This window comes from Flavobacterium sp. (genome assembly GCF_035299245.1).
Classification (GTDB): Bacteria; Bacteroidota; Bacteroidia; order Flavobacteriales; family Flavobacteriaceae; genus Flavobacterium.
Window position 1 is genome coordinate 154228 of sequence record NZ_DATGWY010000022.1, and the last position, 17802, is coordinate 172029.

Sequence of the window (17802 nt, forward strand, 5' to 3'; positions counted from 1 at the left end):
TCAGAAGACTAATTAATGTTACAAATTTGATGCTAGTTTTTTAAAATCATTTTTGAGGAACTATTCCCTTCCGATTGAACTCTCATTAAATAACTACCTGATTTTAAAAAACTCAAATTTATTTCTACCTCGATTTGGTTTGAATTTTGTTCGTAAACAACTTGACCAAGAAGATTATACAGTTGTATGTTATTAATCGATTTATCGCTCTTAATTTTCAGATTATCGACAACTGGATTAGGAGAAACTAAGAAATCATTTTTATTAAACTCAACGTTATTTAAGGTGGTTTGAACCGTTACAGCCAATCGAGCAACACTCTCATAACCACCAACTTTTTGAGTGGCAAAATAGGTTGAACCATTCACTAAAACTGTGTTCATAGGCAACGGAATAACACTCGTATTCGTTTCATACCAACGAATATTTTCGCCTGACACTTGAATATCTGCTAAAGTAGCGCCTTGACTAAAAGATTGTGAAGCATTCCCAGTTGGCGGAGGTAATGGAGCCGCTATTACCTCAATATTACTTAACAGCAATGGATTGCAACTGTAATTGGGTCCGCCTTCAATATCCCAAACAGTGATTGTGTGCGTTCCTAGAGATACATTTTCAAAAATAGGACTATCTTGTTGCTGTCCACCATCAAGTGAATACTGATAAACACCATAACCTTCTATTTCAACCGTTATGATTTGATTTCCCGAATTATTTACGATTGAATATCCAATACCAATAGGCGAAGCTTGTCCTGATTGGTAAACTACAAAATCTTCAGAAATAGCCGTGCAACCTCCAGCAGTCATACTGTTCATTTCAACAGTAAAAACAGCTGAACTATTATCAGATAAAGGAGAAGCAATTAAAAAATTAGGCGAATTTGCACCAGCAATTAAAACACCATTCATATACCATTGATACCAATAATCTGGCACCGGAACTTGTGGTGCATTCAAATAACTAGTCATGTTTGAAGATTCTAATAAAAGTGCTGTTTCAACAGTATTACTCAAATAATCTACGCAAATCGTATTAGCTTGATTAGTTATAAAGGGTTCAGGAAGTTGCTCTACGATTAAATTAAAAGATACTGAACTTTCACATCCTGTAGAGTTGTTTGCTACACTACACCAAATTGTTCTAGTACTAGCATAATAAAGAGAAGCATTTTGTATTGGATTAACCGCATTTTGTGTTTCATAAAAGCCAACAGTATAATTTGAAGCTGATAAACCATTCAAAATTTCTGTAGTTAAAACACTTAAATCGTAAAAAGTAAAACCATCATTTACTCCATCAAAATCACAAGTCATTAATGGATTGGATGGCGCCACAATAGCGGGTGGCAAATTCACAACCAAACCAAAATTAGTTAATGAATATTCCGAAGTAGTAGAATCAGTTACTCTAACCCAAATGGTTTGACCATTAGTACCGCTAAAACTACTTGGATTTGATACCGCATTTACATTATTGATCGCATCGCTTTGAGCAACGTAAAACGAAACCAAATAATTAGAAAGTGGCGCTGGATTGCCTTGTAATATCAATGGGCTATAGGAAGTCAAATCAAAAAAATCTACTCCATCCATTAATGGTCCTTCATCACAAATTTGTTGATTACCAATCGAATTGGCAATTGGCGGAACTACAACATTTGATAAAGAGAATTGATACGTTAAGAGTACAAAAAGGAGTAAATAGTTTTTCATGCTTTTATTTTTTTATCAAATCTAAAAAATAAAAACATTCTATTGAGAAAATTAAACTACAATTTGAGAATCAAATGATTTTGAAATTACTGACCTATTGTTATTTATATTCCAGGATTGGCTGTGCCCATCCCTCAAAGCTCCTCCCGATAGCTATCGGGATGAGAAAAGTCTTTAAACAAAAAAACGCTCAAGCGAGCTTGGCTTGTTCTATATATAAATAGGGATTGGCTGCGCCCATCCCTCAAAGCTCCGCTTTGAGAATACTTGTAAAAGAAAAAAACGCTCAAGCGAGCTTGGCGTTTTTTCCTTTTACAAGTATTCATTCGTGACCGCGAAGGGATTCGAACCCCCAACCCTCAGAGCCGAAATCTGATATTCTATCCAGTTGAACTACGCAGCCATTTTTCTAGATTTTTAGATTGTTAGACCATTTAGACATCTTAGAGATTAGTCCATGACAAACACAATCTAAGTAGTCTAACTTTCTAAGAGGTCTAATAATCTTTTTATGCTAATAACTTTTTAACGATGGTCGAAATGGTTTTACCGTCAGTTTTACCTGCCAATTCTTTTGAGGCAATTCCCATTACTTGTCCCATAGCAGCCATTCCGGAGAAACCATTGTCTGCAATAATTTTTGCTACTAAAGTTTCAACATCAGCTTCTGATAGTTGAGCCGGTAGGAATTTTTCGATAACAGCTACTTGAGCCAATTCGGGTTCGGCTAGATCAGCTCTTCCTTGTTCTGTGTAAATGGTAGCGCTGTCTTTGCGTTGTTTTACCAAACGTTGCAATAATTTGATTTCGTCATCGGCGGATAACGTATCAGAAGCTCCAGCCTCTGTTTTGGCTAAAATAATGCCCGATTTGATGGCTCTTAATGCTTCTAAAGCCACGGTATCTTTTGCTCTCATGGCGTTTTTCATTTCGTCCATGATTTGTGTTTCTAAGCTCATTGTTTTGAATTTGGATTATACTACAAAATTGCTATTCTAGCCCTGATTGGAGCAAGTATCCTGTTATTGCGAGAAACGCGGCAATCCTTTATAGATTGCTTCCCTATGCTCGCAATGACAGATACTGCGGAAAGCAGGACGACTGTTGAAAGAAAAACAATTCATCTGCTCCAAAAAGGCAAGCAAATTTAGTGATTTTTTTGATTGTAAGAGAGGTAATGGTATAAAAAATAACCCGAAAACGCTACAACATTTTCGGGTTAAAAAGGAACATTTTAATTAACTTTAATTAATCTACATTATCGTGCAAAAAAGAGTTATTAGAACGCAACTGCACATCGTCGTTACTGTCGGTACCCAATGACATACGAGAAGCATTGGATGATGTACTGTTGTCTGAAATGTCAATTCCTAATCGTTTGTAAGCAGGTTCTTTTTCGAACTCTTCTACTCTCGAATTGTTGTTGTGGAATTTATAATTGAACTCTTTTAATTTACGTCTTCTTTCGTCGGCACGCATTTTCAAGGTCTCTTCAATAGTCATTTCTACTGGAGTTACATCTTCAAAATGAGTAGCAAATTTTGGCTCTTGTGTTTCTGCAGTTGATTTTAGAGTAAAATCCAATTCGGTATCTACTGGCTCACTTACTACATTTGCAGCAGGTTTTGAACCCAATAATTCCGATTCAATTTCCATGTATTCTTCTAAAGAATAACGCACTACTCCATCTTTGTTCAATTCGGTTACCGGAACAAACTCAACGTGCTCGTTTACTTTAATATCTTTAGTTTCATCACTTAAATCGAAGATGATTTTATTCTCAACGGGTTCCGCTTTTGGAGCTGGAATATCAAAAGTGAATGTGATTTGCTCATCTTTAGACACAAACTCAGTATCAATTACTTTGATTTCGTTGATTTCTTTTACTTCATTCACTACTGGCGATTGAATTTCGAATGTCATTTCTGTCATTGGCGAAACGATTTCAAAAGTCACGTCTAAATTGCGAATGAAATCGTTCATTGCAACCAAATCATTTTCATTGATTTTAGCTACAATTGGAGCTTCGATTTCTTCATCAATCAATTCAAAGATCACTTTCTCTTCTACCACTTCCGCTTTCACTTCTGGAACAACCACTACTGGTTCTTCAACAACAGTTGCGATGGTTTCGATTGGTCTCTGAGTTAAATCGCGTACAATTTTCTGATCATCTTCTAATGAATGGATGATTTTCTTTGGTTCTGTATTTACGATTCCGTTTTGTTGTTCAACATTAAAACCCGTTGCAATGATAGTAACGGCAACAGCATCACCTAATGAATCGTCTTCACCAACTCCCATGATAATATTGGCATTGAAGCCTGCTTCAGTTTGAATATGGTCGTTGATTTCTCCGATTTCGTCAATAGTAATTTCACTAGTTCCTGAAACGATAAGCAACAATACGTTTTTGGCACCAGTAATTTTATTATCATTTAACAAAGGCGAATCAAGTGCAGAGATGATCGCATCTTTTGCACGATTATCACCACTAGCCGTTGCCGAACCCATAATTGCAGTTCCGCTATTGGCCAATACTGTTTTAGCATCTTTTAAATCGATGTTTTGCGTATAGTGGTGTGTAATTACTTCAGCAATACCACGAGAAGCGGTTGCCAACACTTCGTCGGCTTTGGAGAAACCAGCTTTGAAACCCAGATTTCCGTATACTTCTCTTAATTTATTATTATTGATGACGATAAGCGAATCGACTTGTTTTCTCAATCGTTCAACCCCATTTAAAGCTTGATCTGAACGTACTTTCCCTTCAAATTGAAACGGAATAGTTACGATACCTACCGTAAGAATATCTCTTTCTTTAGCCAACTGAGCGATTACTGGCGCAGCACCCGTTCCGGTTCCGCCACCCATTCCAGCTGTGATGAATACCATTTTGGTATTGCTATCAAGCATTTGCTCGATTTCGGCGATACTTTCTATAGCCGATTGTTGACCTACGTCTGGATTTGCTCCAGCACCAAGACCTTCAGTTAGGCTTAATCCTAATTGAATCTTGTTGGGAACTGGACTGTTTTGTAACGCCTGTGAATCGGTATTACAAACCACGAAATCCACTCCTTTGATTCCTTGTTTGAACATGTGGTTAATGGCATTGCTTCCTCCGCCACCAACTCCGATAACTTTAATCACATTTGACTGATTTTTGGGTAAATCAAATGAAATGTTTCCAAATTCTGAGTTGCTTATCATACTATTTTGGTTTTGCTTGATTTTGTATTCTATTTTTTACTCTGCATTGTCAAGAAAGTCTTTGATCTTGTCTACGTACTTATCAAAAAACGATCTTTTGATTTTTTCGCCCGTAGTTTCGGTGTCTTTGGCTTTCTTTTCTTCTACATTATTTTCTATTATTGGTGCTGGTTCTTGAACTTCCACCACCGGTTGTGCTACTGGTTTTACTTCTTTAAAAGTATCACGCAGTTCCAATTTATAAGCACTTTGAGTGTTGTTGGCAACGCTGTTCATTACTAAACCAACTGCGGTTGCGTACAACGGACTTGAAATTACTTCGCTTGAATTTCCGGCTAAATGCTCGTTAGGATAACCAATACGAGTGTCCATTCCGGTGATGTATTCTACTAACTGCTTGATGTGATTCAGTTGCGAACCACCGCCCGTTAGCACAATTCCGGCGATTAATTTCTTTTTCGATTCTTCGTGACCGTACGATTTGATTTCGGCGTATACTTGCTCGATGATTTCCACCACACGAGCGTGAATGATTTTGGATAAATTTTTCAACGAAATCTCTTTTGGCTCCCTTCCACGCAACCCTGGAATAGAAACTATTTCGTTGTCTTTATTTTCTCCTGGCCAAGCCGAACCGAATTTTGTTTTTAACAATTCTGCTTGTTTTTCAATAATCGAACAACCTTCTTTGATGTCGTCTGTGATAACATTTCCTCCAAACGGAATTACAGCAGTGTGACGAATGATACCATCTTTGAAAATGGCCAAATCAGTAGTTCCACCACCGATATCAATTAACGCAACACCTGCTTCTTTTTCTTCTTGACTTAAAACAGCATCAGAGGAAGCCAAAGGCTCTAATGTTAATCCGGATAATTCAATTCCGGAACTTTGGATGCAACGACCTACATTTCGAATGGAAGAAGCTTGTCCGACTACTACATGGAAACTCGCTTCTAATCGCCCACCGTACATTCCAATCGGCTCTTTGATTTCGGATTGCCCATCGATTTTGAATTCTTGAGGCAACACGTGAATAATTTCTTCGCCTGGAAGCATGGCTAGTTTATTCACTTGATCGATCAATAATTGAATGTCTTTTCCGCTGATTACTTCTTCTGGATTACTTCGGCTGATGTAGTCAGTGTGTTGAATACTGCGAATGTGTTGCCCTGCGATACCTACAACCACATCGTTGATTTTGTAGCCTGAATTTTCTTCGGCTTCAACAATAGCTTGTTGGATCGACTGTATGGTTTGAGTGATATTATTCACCACTCCACGAGCGACACCTAAACTTTTCGACTTCCCAACACCTAAAATCTCTAACTTCCCGTACTCGTTCTTCTTGCCAATCATGGCAACGATTTTAGTTGTTCCGATGTCTAAACCTACTGCAATATTCTCTTTTTCCATCATCTAATTATTTTATACAAACAACTTGTTGTGTAAACTTCAGATTTATCTTTCTGTATTTTTTCAACACACTATCATTAACTTCTTTTTGAAAAAAGGCTTTGTAATTGTTGAATTTCTTTTCAATGTTGATTGGTTTCCCAAACAAAATATCAAAATTGTAATTTCTGTTCTTCATCAAAAGTTCGTCTTTGGGCAAAACTTGAACACCGATGATGTTTTTTTTCAAAAAATCATCATCGTAAATCATCTTTAAAATTTCAGATAATTTTTTCTTGTTTTTTTCAGTAATTTCCCCCAAAACAAGTGGAACTCTCGCTGAATTTAATTCAGAAAGCGGCATCGTACTTCCTTCATAATCAATATAAAAAGAACCTTCGTTAGTAAAAACTCTAGCGATAGGAGTTTTTTGTTTAACAATTGCCCTCAACGTGCCATCTATGGTCACAAAAACGTCTGATTTTTCAATCATTTTATTTTTGTTGATAGACTTCTCCAATTTGTTCAAATCTACTTCAACTTTTGCAATGGTTTTTACGTCACTTTTATTTTCTATTAACAATTTATTAACCGCTTCTTGGCTGATAAAATGTTGACTATTATTCACAAAAATCACCTCCGATTTTTTGAGCTTTCGATTCAAATTTCTGTTGGCTGTAAAGGAATACAGAAATAATACTAACGCAAACATCAGCACTAATCGTATCGTAGACCAATTGAAAATTTTCTTCATTTTTGTTTATAATTATGCTTTATTTTGAAGCAATTCATTTTTAATTTTTGGCACCATTTCACCGATGTCTCCAGCACCAATTGTAACGATGATTTTTGCGTCATTTTTAACAATTGTTGAAAGCAAATTCTCTTTCAAAACCAAACTCGTATTTAGGTTCGTCATTTTACTCATTAACCACGAAGAAGTTACACCTTCCATGGGTAATTCGCGAGCTGGATAAATGTCCAACAAAATCACTTCATCAAAAGCAGAAAGACTTTTGGCAAAGTCATCAGCAAAATCCTTTGTTCTACTGAATAAATGCGGTTGAAAGATAGCCAATACTTTTTCGTTGGGATACAATTCACGTACTGCCTGATGCACCGCATTAATTTCGGTTGGATGATGTGCATAATCATCAATATACACCAAATCATTGGTTTTAATTTGGTACGAAAATCGGCGTTGCACTCCTTTGAATGACGCTAACGCTTTAACGATGGAGTCGGTTGGGGTTCCATTGGTTTTGGCCATGGCTAAAGCGGTTAGCGCATTCATTAAATTGTGTCTTCCAGGTAAACCGAAAGCTATATTTTGTATGATTTCTGATGGCGTTTGAACATCAAAAACGTAAGCGCTATTTTCTACTCTGATGTTGAATGCTTTATATGTGGCTTCTTCATTTATTGCGACAGTCAATCCTTCTAACGGCAATCCTTTTGGAACGAACAACTTGGTTTTGTCTGCTACTTTATTTGCAAATTCTCTAAACGAATCCTCAATAGCCGAACTGTCTCCATAAATATCCAAATGATCGGCATCCATCGAGGTTACACAGGCAATATCCGGATGAAGATGCAAGAACGAACGATCAAATTCGTCGGCCTCAACCACTGTAATTGTTTTTCCACTTCCAATTAAATTAGAATGGTAATTTTCGACAATTCCGCCTAAAAAAGCCGTAACATCAGCGCCACTTTCGTATAAAATATGTCCGAGTATACTTGAAGTTGTAGTTTTACCATGTGTTCCTGCTACAGCGAAGCAAAAAGTATCTTTAGTAATGATTCCAAGTACTTCAGCACGCTTTTTAACTGTATAATTTCGTTCGAGGAAATAATTCCACTCCGAATGCGATATAGGAACTGCTGGCGTAATAATAACTAGTGTATTTTCAACATAATAATCCGTAGGAATCAAATCGATGCTATCTTCAAAATGAATGTTCATTCCGCCTGCAATCAACTCGTCAGTAAGCATGGTTGGCGTTTTATCGTATCCGGATACTTTCTTTCCAATGTTTTGGAAATAGCGTGCAAGAGCACTCATTCCGATGCCTCCGATTCCGATGAAATAGACGTTATGTATTTGGTTTAAATTCATTTTGAGTAACTGAGAAGCTGTGTAAATGAGTATCTTAGCTTATTTATTTTATTAACTTTATTATTTGTTCAACTATATCTTTAGTCGCGTTGGGCTTGGCTAAACTTTTGATGTTTTGGCTAAATTCCTTTTGTTTATTTTCATTGGAAATCAAATCGGAAAAAACCGTTTCAAACGTCGAATCCAATTCGCTTTCTTTTAGCAAAATCGCCCCTTTTTTATCGACTATCGCTTTGGCATTTTTGGTTTGATGATCTTCCGAAACGTTGGGTGACGGAATAAAAATGGTTGGTTTCCCCACCAAACATAATTCCGATACCGATGATGCTCCAGCACGTGAAATCACAAAATCGGCAGCCGCATAAATCAAATCCATTCGGTCAATGAACGCCACTACTTGAACATTTTCTTTATCGTTGTATTTTTTATAGTCTTCGTAATATAATTTTCCACATTGCCAGAAAATTTGGATTCCGTTGCTCAATAGAAAATCCAATTCTTTTTCGATTAGTTGATTGATGCGACGCGCACCTAAACTTCCTCCCAAAACCAACAATGTTTTTTTTGTTGCATCCAGCTTGAAATAGTCAATTCCTTCATTTCGTTTAGAATCAACATCGAGCAAATCTTGTCGTACTGGATTCCCTGTGAATACAATTTTGTCTTTTGGAAAAAATCGCTCTAAATTTTCGTACGCTACACAAATCGCATTGGCTTTTTTGCTGAGCATTTTATTGGTAATTCCGGGATACGAATTCTGTTCTTGAATTACCGTTGGAATGTTCATACTGTTGGCCATTTGCAACAACGGTCCGCTTGCAAAACCACCTGTTCCGATGACTGCATCGGGTTTGAATCGGCGTAGTATTTTTTTAGATTTCCATAAACTACTGATTAATTTTAATGGAAACATGGCATTTTGAGCCGTCAATTTGCGCTGAATTCCAGCTATCCAAAGACCTTCAATTTCGTAACCTGCTTGAGGTACTTTTTGCATTTCCATTTTATCTTGCGCACCCACAAACAAAAATTCTGCATCGGGGAAACGCAATTTTAATTCATTGGCAATCGCGATAGCAGGATAGATGTGTCCTCCTGTTCCGCCGCCACTTAATATGAATTTGTGTTTTTTCATTTTCTTTATTGTCCCAGCGTTTTAGCACTGGATTATTCAGCAAGCATTTAAGATTTATTTAAAACAGCATTCATTGGATTATCTTCAATAGAGAAATTTTCATCTTCATTTTCAGCTTCTTCCTCTTCTTTTAATTGTTTATCGATTAATCGTTGCAAGGCTTCTTCTCTCTTTTGTTTTTCTTGTAATTCTTCGGCAATTTCTTCTTCTTTTTTGGTCACGCTCAAGATGATTCCGATGGCGATACACGTCATCCAAACCGAACTTCCACCCGAACTAATTAATGGTAAAGTTTGACCGGTTACAGGCAATAATTCAACAGCAACAGCCATATTGATTAAAGCTTGAAAGATGATGGGAAAACCGAGTCCGATTACTACTAACTTCCCAAACATCGAATTGGCTTTGTGTGCTGCTACGACGAATCGGAAAAGCAATAGCAAGTACATTCCCATTACAGTTAACGCGCCCAATAAACCGTATTCTTCAACGATGATTGCATAAATAAAATCGGATGATGATTGTGGCAAGAAATTTTTCTGAACGCTTTTTCCTGGACCTAAACCATACACTCCACCAGACGCAATAGCGATTTTGGCTTTTTCAATTTGGTAATCGTCTTCGTTGGGTTTGTCGCTCGTAAAACTATCAATACGACTAATCCAAGTATCGACACGATTGGGAAAAGCATCAGGAAACGCTTTTGCAACTAAGATGAACATAGTTAATACTACGACTCCGGAGCCAATAATTAAACCAATATATTTCAAAGGATATTTGCCTATGAACGCCAACATGGTTACCATAGCAAAAATGAGTGCTGCGGTGGAAAAGTTAGCTGGAAGAATGAACATCAAAGTGATGAAAACTGGAATCCATAAATCGATGAACGATTCTTTGAAGTTGGGTTCTTTTTCGCGTTTTTTAGACAAATAGCGCGCCACATAAATGTACAAAATAATGGCTGCTAAGGTTGATGTTTGAAATGATATTCCGATGAATGGCACTTGTATCCAACGACTGGCATTGGCGCCTTCGATTACTGTTCCTTTCACTAAAGTATAAATCAACAGTAGCCAAACTATGGGCAAAGCGATTCGAGAAATGCCGCGAAAATAGTGGTACGGAATTTTATGCACTTGGTAAATGATAAAAAATCCGATGAAAATATGCGCCAAGTGTTTGATTAAATACGTTACTGCATTTCCGGAACCATGACGCATGTAAGCCAAATTACTACTTGCACTAAAAACAGGCATAAATGAAAACAGTGCCAAAAGAGCAACGAATGCCCATATGACTTTATCTCCTTTTAAACTGTTTATTATTTTTAGCATTGAATTTTTGATTTTAGAGTTCAGATTTTAGAGTTCAGATTTTAGATTTTAAATTCCTTGTGTATTTACTTTGAGTTATTAATTTTATTATTTACCGTTTTTAATGAACTAACAAAAATTGCTGTTAATTCGTTCGCTTCTTTTATCAAACTTTCGAGCTTCTTAATTTCAAACCATTCTTTTTCAGAGATGATTTCTAACCAAAAAAGAGTTTCATCAGATTCTTCCAATACAATATTCATTTTGGAAACAAATTCCCTATCACTTCTTGCTCTGCAGACTGCTCTGTAATTTGCTCCGACCGAAGTTCCACTTTTAACAAGTTGATTAATTATTATTCTACTTGCTATTGTATTTGGTATTTTTTCAGCTAAATCAATAATCAACAATGAAAATTTCTTTGTTCTATTCTTTAATTCATTTGTTGTCATAATCTAAAATCTGAATTCTAAAATCTAAAATTACAAATTGCGTACTTCGTTTTTGAATTGATTTCCTCTGTCTTCGTAATTTTGGAACAAATCAAAACTTGCGCAAGCTGGTGAAAGCAATACTGTATCGCCTTTTTCAGCGATGTGTTTGGCTGTATGAACGGCATCGCGCATGTTATCGACTTCGACCATCATATCAACAATATTAGAGAAAGCTTCGATGATTTTCTTATTATCAATTCCGAGACAGATGATTGCTTTAACTTTTTCATGAACCAATGACATCAACTCGGTATAATCGTTTCCTTTGTCTACACCACCAACAATCCAAACGGTTGGAGTTGTCATACTGTCTAAGGCAAAAAAAGTAGCGTTTACATTTGTTGCTTTACTGTCGTTGATGTACTGAACGTTTTGAATTTTTAGTACCTTTTCCAAACGGTGTTCAACACCTTGGAAATTGGACAAACTTTCGCGAATGGTTTGTTTTCTAATGCGCATTAATTGAGCCACTGAAGTTGCTGCCATAGCGTTCTTCATGTTGTGTTTGCCTTCCAATGCAATGTTGGCTGTTTCCATTAAAAACTCTTCTTGATTGATGTTGATTTCCATAATTTGTTTGTTTAGGTATGCTCCGTTTTCAACTGGTTTAGAAATTGAAAAAGGTATTAATTGTGCTTTCACTTTATTATTTTGTAACCAATTGGAGATGGCTTCATCATCGGCGTCGTAGATGAGATAATCCTCTTCCGTTTGATTCATTGTTATTCTAAATTTCGATGCGATGTAATTTTCATATTTGTAATCGTATCGGTCTAAATGGTCAGGACTAATGTTCGTAATAATGGCAATGTGCGGCTTATAATTTACGATTCCATCCAACTGAAAACTACTCAATTCCAACACATACGAATCGTAGTTTTCTTCAGCTACTTGCCAAGCAAAACTTTTTCCGATGTTACCTCCTAAACCCACATTCAATCCGCCTTCTTTGAGCAAATGATACGTCAGCATCGTTGTGGTTGTTTTACCATTACTTCCGGTGATTCCGATAGTGAGTGCTTTGTTGAATGGGTCAGCAAACTCAATTTCGGAGATGACTGGAATTCCTTTTTCGACCAATTTTTTCACTATTGGTGCTTTATCGGGTATTCCGGGACTTTTCATTACTACATCAGCATTCAGAATTACTTCTTCTGTGTGCTGCTCGTCTTCCCATTTGATTTCATATTGATTAAGAACGTCTCTGTAATTGTCTTTTATTTTTCCGAAATCGGACACAAAAACATCATATCCTTCTTTCTTTCCTAAAATGGCCGTACCTACTCCACTTTCGCCACCACCAAGAACCACCAATCGTTTCATTATCTTAATTTTAATGTTACTATAGAAACAATGGCTAGTAAGATGGTCACAATCCAGAATCGGGTTACGATTTTACTTTCGTGGTAGCCTTTTTTCTGGTAATGATGATGCAAAGGCGACATTAGAAATACGCGTCGACCTTCGCCAAATCGCTTCTTGGTATACTTGAAATACGTTACTTGAATGATTACTGAAGCGCTTTCGGCAAAGAAAATGGCACATAATACGGGTAACAGCATTTCTTTACGTACTGAAATCGCCAAAACTGCTATGATTCCGCCTATAGTCAAACTTCCGGTATCACCCATGAACACTGATGCTGGATAGGAGTTATACCATAAGAATCCGATTAATGCTCCAACAAATGCCGCAATAAACACTGTCATTTCTCCCGAATTGGGGATGTACATTATATTGAGGTAACTTGAGAAGATAATATTACCCGAAACGAAAGTGAAAATCCCGAGCGCCAGAACAGAAATGGCAGAAGTTCCGGCGGCGAGACCATCGATTCCGTCGGTCAAATTAGCTCCGTTGGAAACTGCTGTGATAATAAAAATTACAATTGGAATGAATATCAACCAAGCCCAATTGTGGTAACCATCGCCTGTCCAAGCGATTAATTCGGCGTAATCAAATTCGTTGTTTTTTACAAACGGGATTGTCGTTGCTGTAGATTTATATTCGACAGGAACACTAGAAATTACATTTTCTTTTTGATTGAAAGTAATAGGTGTAGATGATTTCTCGCGAACCGTAACACTTGGATGAAAATACAACACCGAACCCACTATTAGCCCTAAGCCAACTTGTCCGATAACTTTGAAAATCCCTTTTAGTCCTTGCTTGTCTTTTTTGAATATTTTAATGTAATCGTCAATAAAACCAATCGTTCCCATCCAAATTGTTGTGATGATCAGCAAGATGATATAAATATTATTCAGTTTGGTTAACAATAAAACTGGAATCAATGTGGAAATAATAATGATTAATCCACCCATTGTTGGTGTTCCTGCTTTTTGTGTTTGACCTTCCAAACCTAATTCTCGTACTGTTTCACCTACTTGCTGATTGCGAAGAAAATTGATGATTTTTTTCCCGTAGATGGTGGATATCATCAACGACAAAATGATGGCCAAAGCCGAACGGAACGTAATGTATTGAAACACTCCAGTTCCGGGAACGTCTAAGGTTTTATCTAGGTATTCAAATAAGTAGTATAACATAGTTATTAGTTTGGTTTGTTATAGTATGAGATTCTTCCTTTGTGAGAATGACACGGCTGAGAATCTGTTTTATTTGTTTAGTTGTTCTAAATATTCTTTCACAATTTTCATATCGTCAAAATCGTGGCGTACGCCTTGTATTTCTTGATACGTTTCGTGTCCTTTTCCAGCAATCAAAATGATATCATTGGGATTGGCCAACTGACACGCGGTTTTTATGGCTTGCCTTCTATCAACTATAGAAAGTGATTTTTTAAAATTTTGAGGTTCAACACCCGCTTCCATTTGGGCGATAATTGTTTCTGGATTTTCCGATCTTGGGTTATCCGAAGTCAAAATCACTTTATCACTCATGGTAGTTGCAATGTTCGCCATGATTGGACGTTTGGTTGTATCGCGATCACCACCACATCCTACAACAGTAATCAATTGCTCGTTTTTGGTTCGGATGTCATCAATGGTTTTTAAGACATTTTCCAATGCATCAGGCGTGTGAGCGTAATCAACAATCGCAGTGATTTTCGAAGATGAAACAATGAATTGGAATCGTCCTGAAACACTTTCTAATTCGGATAAAAGCCTCAAAACTTCTAATGGTTCTAGACCCAATTCAACCGCCGTTCCGTAAATCGCCAATAAATTATAGGCATTAAAAGTTCCAATCAATCGCACCCAAACTTCATTTTCATTGATTTTGAGTAACAAACCACCCAATTGATTTTCGAGAATGATTGCTTTGTATTCGGCGTACGATTTCAAAGCATACGTCAACTTTTTGGCTAGTGTATTTTGCAACATTACCAATCCGTTTTTATCGTCGATGTTGGTTAGTGCGAATGCCGATTTTGGCAAATGATCAAAAAACGATTTTTTTACATCTCGGTATTCAGCAAAAGTGGCGTGGTAATCCAAATGATCGTGTGATAAATTAGTGAAAACGCCTCCTGCAAACTCTAAACCTTCAGTACGTTTTTGATGAACACCGTGCGAGCTCACTTCCATAAAGCAGTACTCGCAACCAACAGCTACCATTTCATTCAAATAATAATTAATGGTAAGCGAATCGGGAGTAGTATGTGTTGCTTTGTGCTCGACATCATCAACCATGATTTTTACGGTTGATAATAAACCTACCTTGTAACCTGCTTTTTTGAATAATTGGTACAACAATGAAGCAATCGTCGTTTTACCATTGGTTCCGGTAATTCCAACTAGTTTTAACTTAGTCGATGGATTATCGTAGTAATTGGTCGACATAAAAGCCAAAGCCGCATTGGTGTCTTTTACTTGAATATAAGTAATTCCGCTAACTACAACTGATGGAATTTCATCACAAACAATTGCAACTGCTCCGAGATTAATTGCTTTTTCGATGAAATCATGACCATTAGAAACGGTTCCGCGAATGGCAACAAAAACATCATTTTCAACAATTTTTCTCGAATCAAATTCGATTTTATTGATGGACATTTCTGTTGAACCTTTTACGACTTCAATAGCTACTTTGTATAATATGTCTTTAAGAATAATCACGATAATTCTAATATGATGGTTCTGTTTTTTTGAATGGCTTCACCGGGTTTCAGTGACTGCGATTTTACTTTTCCGACTCCGATTACTTTTACTTTTAACTTCAAACTTTCAAGAAGAGTGACTGCATCCATACCCGACATTCCTTTTAAATTTGGGATGTATTTTGGTTTACTGTTCACTTTAGAATAGTAAGTATTGTAATTGTTTTCTTGAGTGTTTATTTTTTTATTTAAATTTTTAACTTCATTGGTTGTTGGTGCGTCGGTAAAAATCTTTTGCGCGATTCTTTTGAAAACTGGTCCAGCAACATCGGCACCATAATATCCTGCAGAAACATTAGGCTTGTGAACCACAACTATGCACGAATATTTGGGTTCTTCAGCTGGAAAAAAACCAACAAACGAAGAAGAGTAATACATTTCATCTTTCTTATTGTAATTTACTTGAGCGGTTCCTGTTTTTCCAGCCATCGAAAAATCTTTGGAATACAATTTTGAACCCGTTCCGCGTTTCACTACATTTTGTAAAATCGCTTTTATTTTATTGATGGTTGTTTGATCACAAATACTTTTATTGATGACTTTCTTATCGTATTTTTTGATGGTTTTGTTCCATTCTTTGATTTCCGACACAAATTGGGGTTTTACCATTTCACCATTGTTAGCAATTGCATTGTACAATGTCAATGTTTGTAAAGGTGTAACAGCAACACTGTAACCAAAAGCCATCCAAGGCAGCGTGTTTTTGTCCCAGCCTTTTTCGCCTGGTTGATGTACTACTGGAATTCCTTCTCCTTTGAAAGGCAAACCAAGCGGTTTATTCAAACCCATTCGGTTGATTCGATTAACGAATTCTTCTGGATTATTTTTGTAATTTTCGTACACTGCTTGAACTAAAACCGTGTTGGATGAAACTTCAAAACCTTTGGCCAACGAAATTTTTCCGTAACCGCCTTTATGTGAATCGCGTACTTTTTTACCGTTATAAACAATTTCTCCTCCACGACTATCGTATACCTTATTGGTGTCTATTTTTTTATCGTCCAACAGTGCAATCATATCAACTAATTTGAAAGTTGATCCTGGTTCGTGCGATTCGGCTACTGCATAATTTATCGTTTCATAATACGAACCGTCTTTGGCTCTACCTAAATTGGAAATGGCTTTTACGTAGCCAGTTTTGGTTTCCATAACTACCACACAACCATGGTCTGCTTGATAGAACTCTAATTGTTTCAATAAAGCATGGTGAGCAATATCTTGAATATAAACATCAATGGTAGAAATAACATCATAACCATCTTGAGGTTCTACTTCATTGACGTCGCGAATGGGTTTCCACTGACCTTTAGCTATTTTTTGTTTGAGAATTTTTCCGTCTTTTCCGTTCAAATACTTGCCGAAAGCACCTTCAATTCCGACTCTTTTCAGCACACCATCTTCGTCAATTCGCTCGTAACCAATGGTTCGTTCAGCGATTTTACCAATAGGATGTTCACGAACTGTTTCTTGTTCAACAATGATTCCGCCTTTGTAAGCACCTTTATTGAAAAGTGGTAGATTTTTTACATCAACATATTGCGTATAAGTTAATCCTTTGGCTATCAGCAAATAGCGGTTTTGATTGTTTCTTGCTTTGCGCAATTCTTCAGCAATAACTGATCTTGGTTTTCCTATTAATTTTGAAAGACCTATCGCAAGAGAATCAACATTAGCTTTGAAATCTTCGTCTTTAGGAGCAACGGCATCGAAACGAATCGTATAATTAGGAATTGATGTGGCCAACAAACTTCCATCGGCTGAATAAATATTTCCTTTATTAGCAGGAATTACAAAGTTTTTCACTGTTCGTTCTTTAGCTAATTTCCGGTAATAATCGCCTTCAACCCACTGAATATTAGTTAGTTTCACAGTAACAGCAATCGCCATCAAAAACAAGACGAACGCCACAAGATAAATACGATACGATATTTGTTTATCTTCTACTGCCATAGCTTTTTAAAGAAACTTTCCTCTTTTGGTTTTTTAACTTTTATTTTTACGGGAGGAACTTGCGAAGGCAGAATTCCTCTAGCTTCCATTTTTTTTGAAATGGTGGATTCCATTTTAAGTTGCATTAATTCGGAACGACGATCTACAAATTCGGAGCGCAATTCTTTTACTTCGTTGGTCAAATCGGCTATCTTGAACACTTTTTGCTCAAATCGATGCGTGTTGGCAATCATGATAATGGCCAGAAGAATCAAAAACAAAATAAAGCGCCAATTTTTGGTAGCATCTTCATTGACTAGAAATCGTGCTTTTACTATGTTATATATTCCGCCCTTCATTTTT

14 protein-coding genes and 1 tRNA gene are annotated in these 17802 nt (G+C 36.7%); all 15 read right to left on the minus strand.

Annotation, left to right across the window (positions count from 1 at the left end):
• Nucleotides 1-32 precede the first annotated feature (32 nt).
• Entirely contained in the window at nt 33-1715 is a 1683-nt protein-coding gene (locus VK161_RS14330; RefSeq protein ID WP_324215481.1) for a T9SS type A sorting domain-containing protein, read from the minus strand.
• Nucleotides 1716-2044: 329 nt separating this feature from the next.
• A tRNA-Arg gene (locus VK161_RS14335) sits at nt 2045-2118 on the minus strand.
• A gap of 106 nt (nt 2119-2224) precedes the next feature.
• On the minus strand, nt 2225-2674 hold the full coding sequence (locus tag VK161_RS14340; protein ID WP_324215482.1) for a GatB/YqeY domain-containing protein: 450 nt from the start codon (nt 2672-2674) through the stop codon (nt 2225-2227).
• 289 nt (nt 2675-2963) lie between these two features.
• Nucleotides 2964-4928 carry a cell division protein FtsZ gene (gene ftsZ, locus VK161_RS14345; RefSeq protein ID WP_324215483.1) on the minus strand — a complete coding sequence of 655 codons (1965 nt, stop codon included), beginning with the start codon at nt 4926-4928 and terminating at the stop codon, nt 2964-2966.
• A gap of 36 nt (nt 4929-4964) precedes the next feature.
• Nucleotides 4965-6344, minus strand: coding sequence for a cell division protein FtsA (gene ftsA / locus VK161_RS14350; protein WP_324215646.1), 1380 nt, complete (start codon nt 6342-6344; stop codon nt 4965-4967).
• 7 nt (nt 6345-6351) lie between these two features.
• Nucleotides 6352-7077 (minus strand): cell division protein FtsQ, encoded by a 726-nt coding sequence (locus VK161_RS14355; protein WP_324215484.1) that lies wholly within the window; start codon nt 7075-7077, stop codon nt 6352-6354.
• A 12-nt stretch (nt 7078-7089) separates the two neighbouring features.
• On the minus strand, nt 7090-8442 hold the full coding sequence (gene murC / locus VK161_RS14360; RefSeq protein ID WP_324215485.1) for a UDP-N-acetylmuramate--L-alanine ligase: 1353 nt from the start codon (nt 8440-8442) through the stop codon (nt 7090-7092).
• 43 nt (nt 8443-8485) lie between these two features.
• Nucleotides 8486-9577, minus strand: coding sequence for an undecaprenyldiphospho-muramoylpentapeptide beta-N-acetylglucosaminyltransferase (gene murG, locus VK161_RS14365; RefSeq protein WP_324215486.1), 1092 nt, complete (start codon nt 9575-9577; stop codon nt 8486-8488).
• Nucleotides 9578-9624: 47 nt separating this feature from the next.
• Nucleotides 9625-10914, minus strand: a complete 1290-nt coding sequence (locus VK161_RS14370; RefSeq protein ID WP_324215487.1) for an FtsW/RodA/SpoVE family cell cycle protein — start codon at nt 10912-10914, stop codon at nt 9625-9627.
• 65 nt (nt 10915-10979) lie between these two features.
• On the minus strand, nt 10980-11345 hold the full coding sequence (locus VK161_RS14375; RefSeq protein ID WP_324215488.1) for a four helix bundle protein: 366 nt from the start codon (nt 11343-11345) through the stop codon (nt 10980-10982).
• Between the two features lie 30 nt (nt 11346-11375).
• Nucleotides 11376-12710, minus strand: coding sequence for a UDP-N-acetylmuramoyl-L-alanine--D-glutamate ligase (gene murD, locus VK161_RS14380; protein ID WP_324215489.1), 1335 nt, complete (start codon nt 12708-12710; stop codon nt 11376-11378).
• Complete coding sequence (gene mraY, locus VK161_RS14385; protein ID WP_324215490.1) at nt 12710-13936, minus strand: phospho-N-acetylmuramoyl-pentapeptide-transferase; 1227 nt, start codon at nt 13934-13936, stop codon at nt 12710-12712. Before mraY ends, murD begins: the two co-directional genes overlap by 1 nt.
• A 69-nt stretch (nt 13937-14005) precedes the next feature.
• Complete coding sequence (locus VK161_RS14390; protein ID WP_324215491.1) at nt 14006-15469, minus strand: UDP-N-acetylmuramoyl-L-alanyl-D-glutamate--2,6-diaminopimelate ligase; 1464 nt, start codon at nt 15467-15469, stop codon at nt 14006-14008.
• A complete protein-coding gene (locus VK161_RS14395; RefSeq protein WP_324215492.1) occupies nt 15466-17460 on the minus strand; it encodes a penicillin-binding protein in 1995 nt (664 codons plus the stop codon). The genes VK161_RS14390 and VK161_RS14395 overlap by 4 nt, the downstream gene beginning before the upstream one ends.
• Entirely contained in the window at nt 17451-17798 is a 348-nt protein-coding gene (locus VK161_RS14400; RefSeq protein ID WP_324215493.1) for an FtsL-like putative cell division protein, read from the minus strand. Before VK161_RS14400 ends, VK161_RS14395 begins: the two co-directional genes overlap by 10 nt.
• Between the last annotated feature and the right edge of the window lie 4 nt (nt 17799-17802).

Excerpts from the sequence above, each read along its gene's own strand:
- VK161_RS14330 (WP_324215481.1), bottom strand. The coding sequence starts at position 1,715 with ATGAAAAACTATTTACTCCTTTTTGTACTCTTAACGTATCAATTCTCT.
- VK161_RS14340 (WP_324215482.1), bottom strand. The coding sequence starts at position 2,674 with ATGAGCTTAGAAACACAAATCATGGACGAAATGAAAAACGCCATGAGA.
- ftsZ (WP_324215483.1), bottom strand. The coding sequence starts at position 4,928 with ATGATAAGCAACTCAGAATTTGGAAACATTTCATTTGATTTACCCAAA.
- ftsA (WP_324215646.1), bottom strand. The coding sequence starts at position 6,344 with ATGGAAAAAGAGAATATTGCAGTAGGTTTAGACATCGGAACAACTAAA.
- VK161_RS14355 (WP_324215484.1), bottom strand. The coding sequence starts at position 7,077 with ATGAAGAAAATTTTCAATTGGTCTACGATACGATTAGTGCTGATGTTT.
- murC (WP_324215485.1), bottom strand. The coding sequence starts at position 8,442 with ATGAATTTAAACCAAATACATAACGTCTATTTCATCGGAATCGGAGGC.
- murG (WP_324215486.1), bottom strand. The coding sequence starts at position 9,577 with ATGAAAAAACACAAATTCATATTAAGTGGCGGCGGAACAGGAGGACAC.
- VK161_RS14370 (WP_324215487.1), bottom strand. The coding sequence starts at position 10,914 with ATGCTAAAAATAATAAACAGTTTAAAAGGAGATAAAGTCATATGGGCA.
- VK161_RS14375 (WP_324215488.1), bottom strand. The coding sequence starts at position 11,345 with ATGACAACAAATGAATTAAAGAATAGAACAAAGAAATTTTCATTGTTG.
- murD (WP_324215489.1), bottom strand. The coding sequence starts at position 12,710 with ATGAAACGATTGGTGGTTCTTGGTGGTGGCGAAAGTGGAGTAGGTACG.
- mraY (WP_324215490.1), bottom strand. The coding sequence starts at position 13,936 with ATGTTATACTACTTATTTGAATACCTAGATAAAACCTTAGACGTTCCC.
- VK161_RS14395 (WP_324215492.1), bottom strand. The coding sequence starts at position 17,460 with ATGGCAGTAGAAGATAAACAAATATCGTATCGTATTTATCTTGTGGCG.
- VK161_RS14400 (WP_324215493.1), bottom strand. The coding sequence starts at position 17,798 with ATGAAGGGCGGAATATATAACATAGTAAAAGCACGATTTCTAGTCAAT.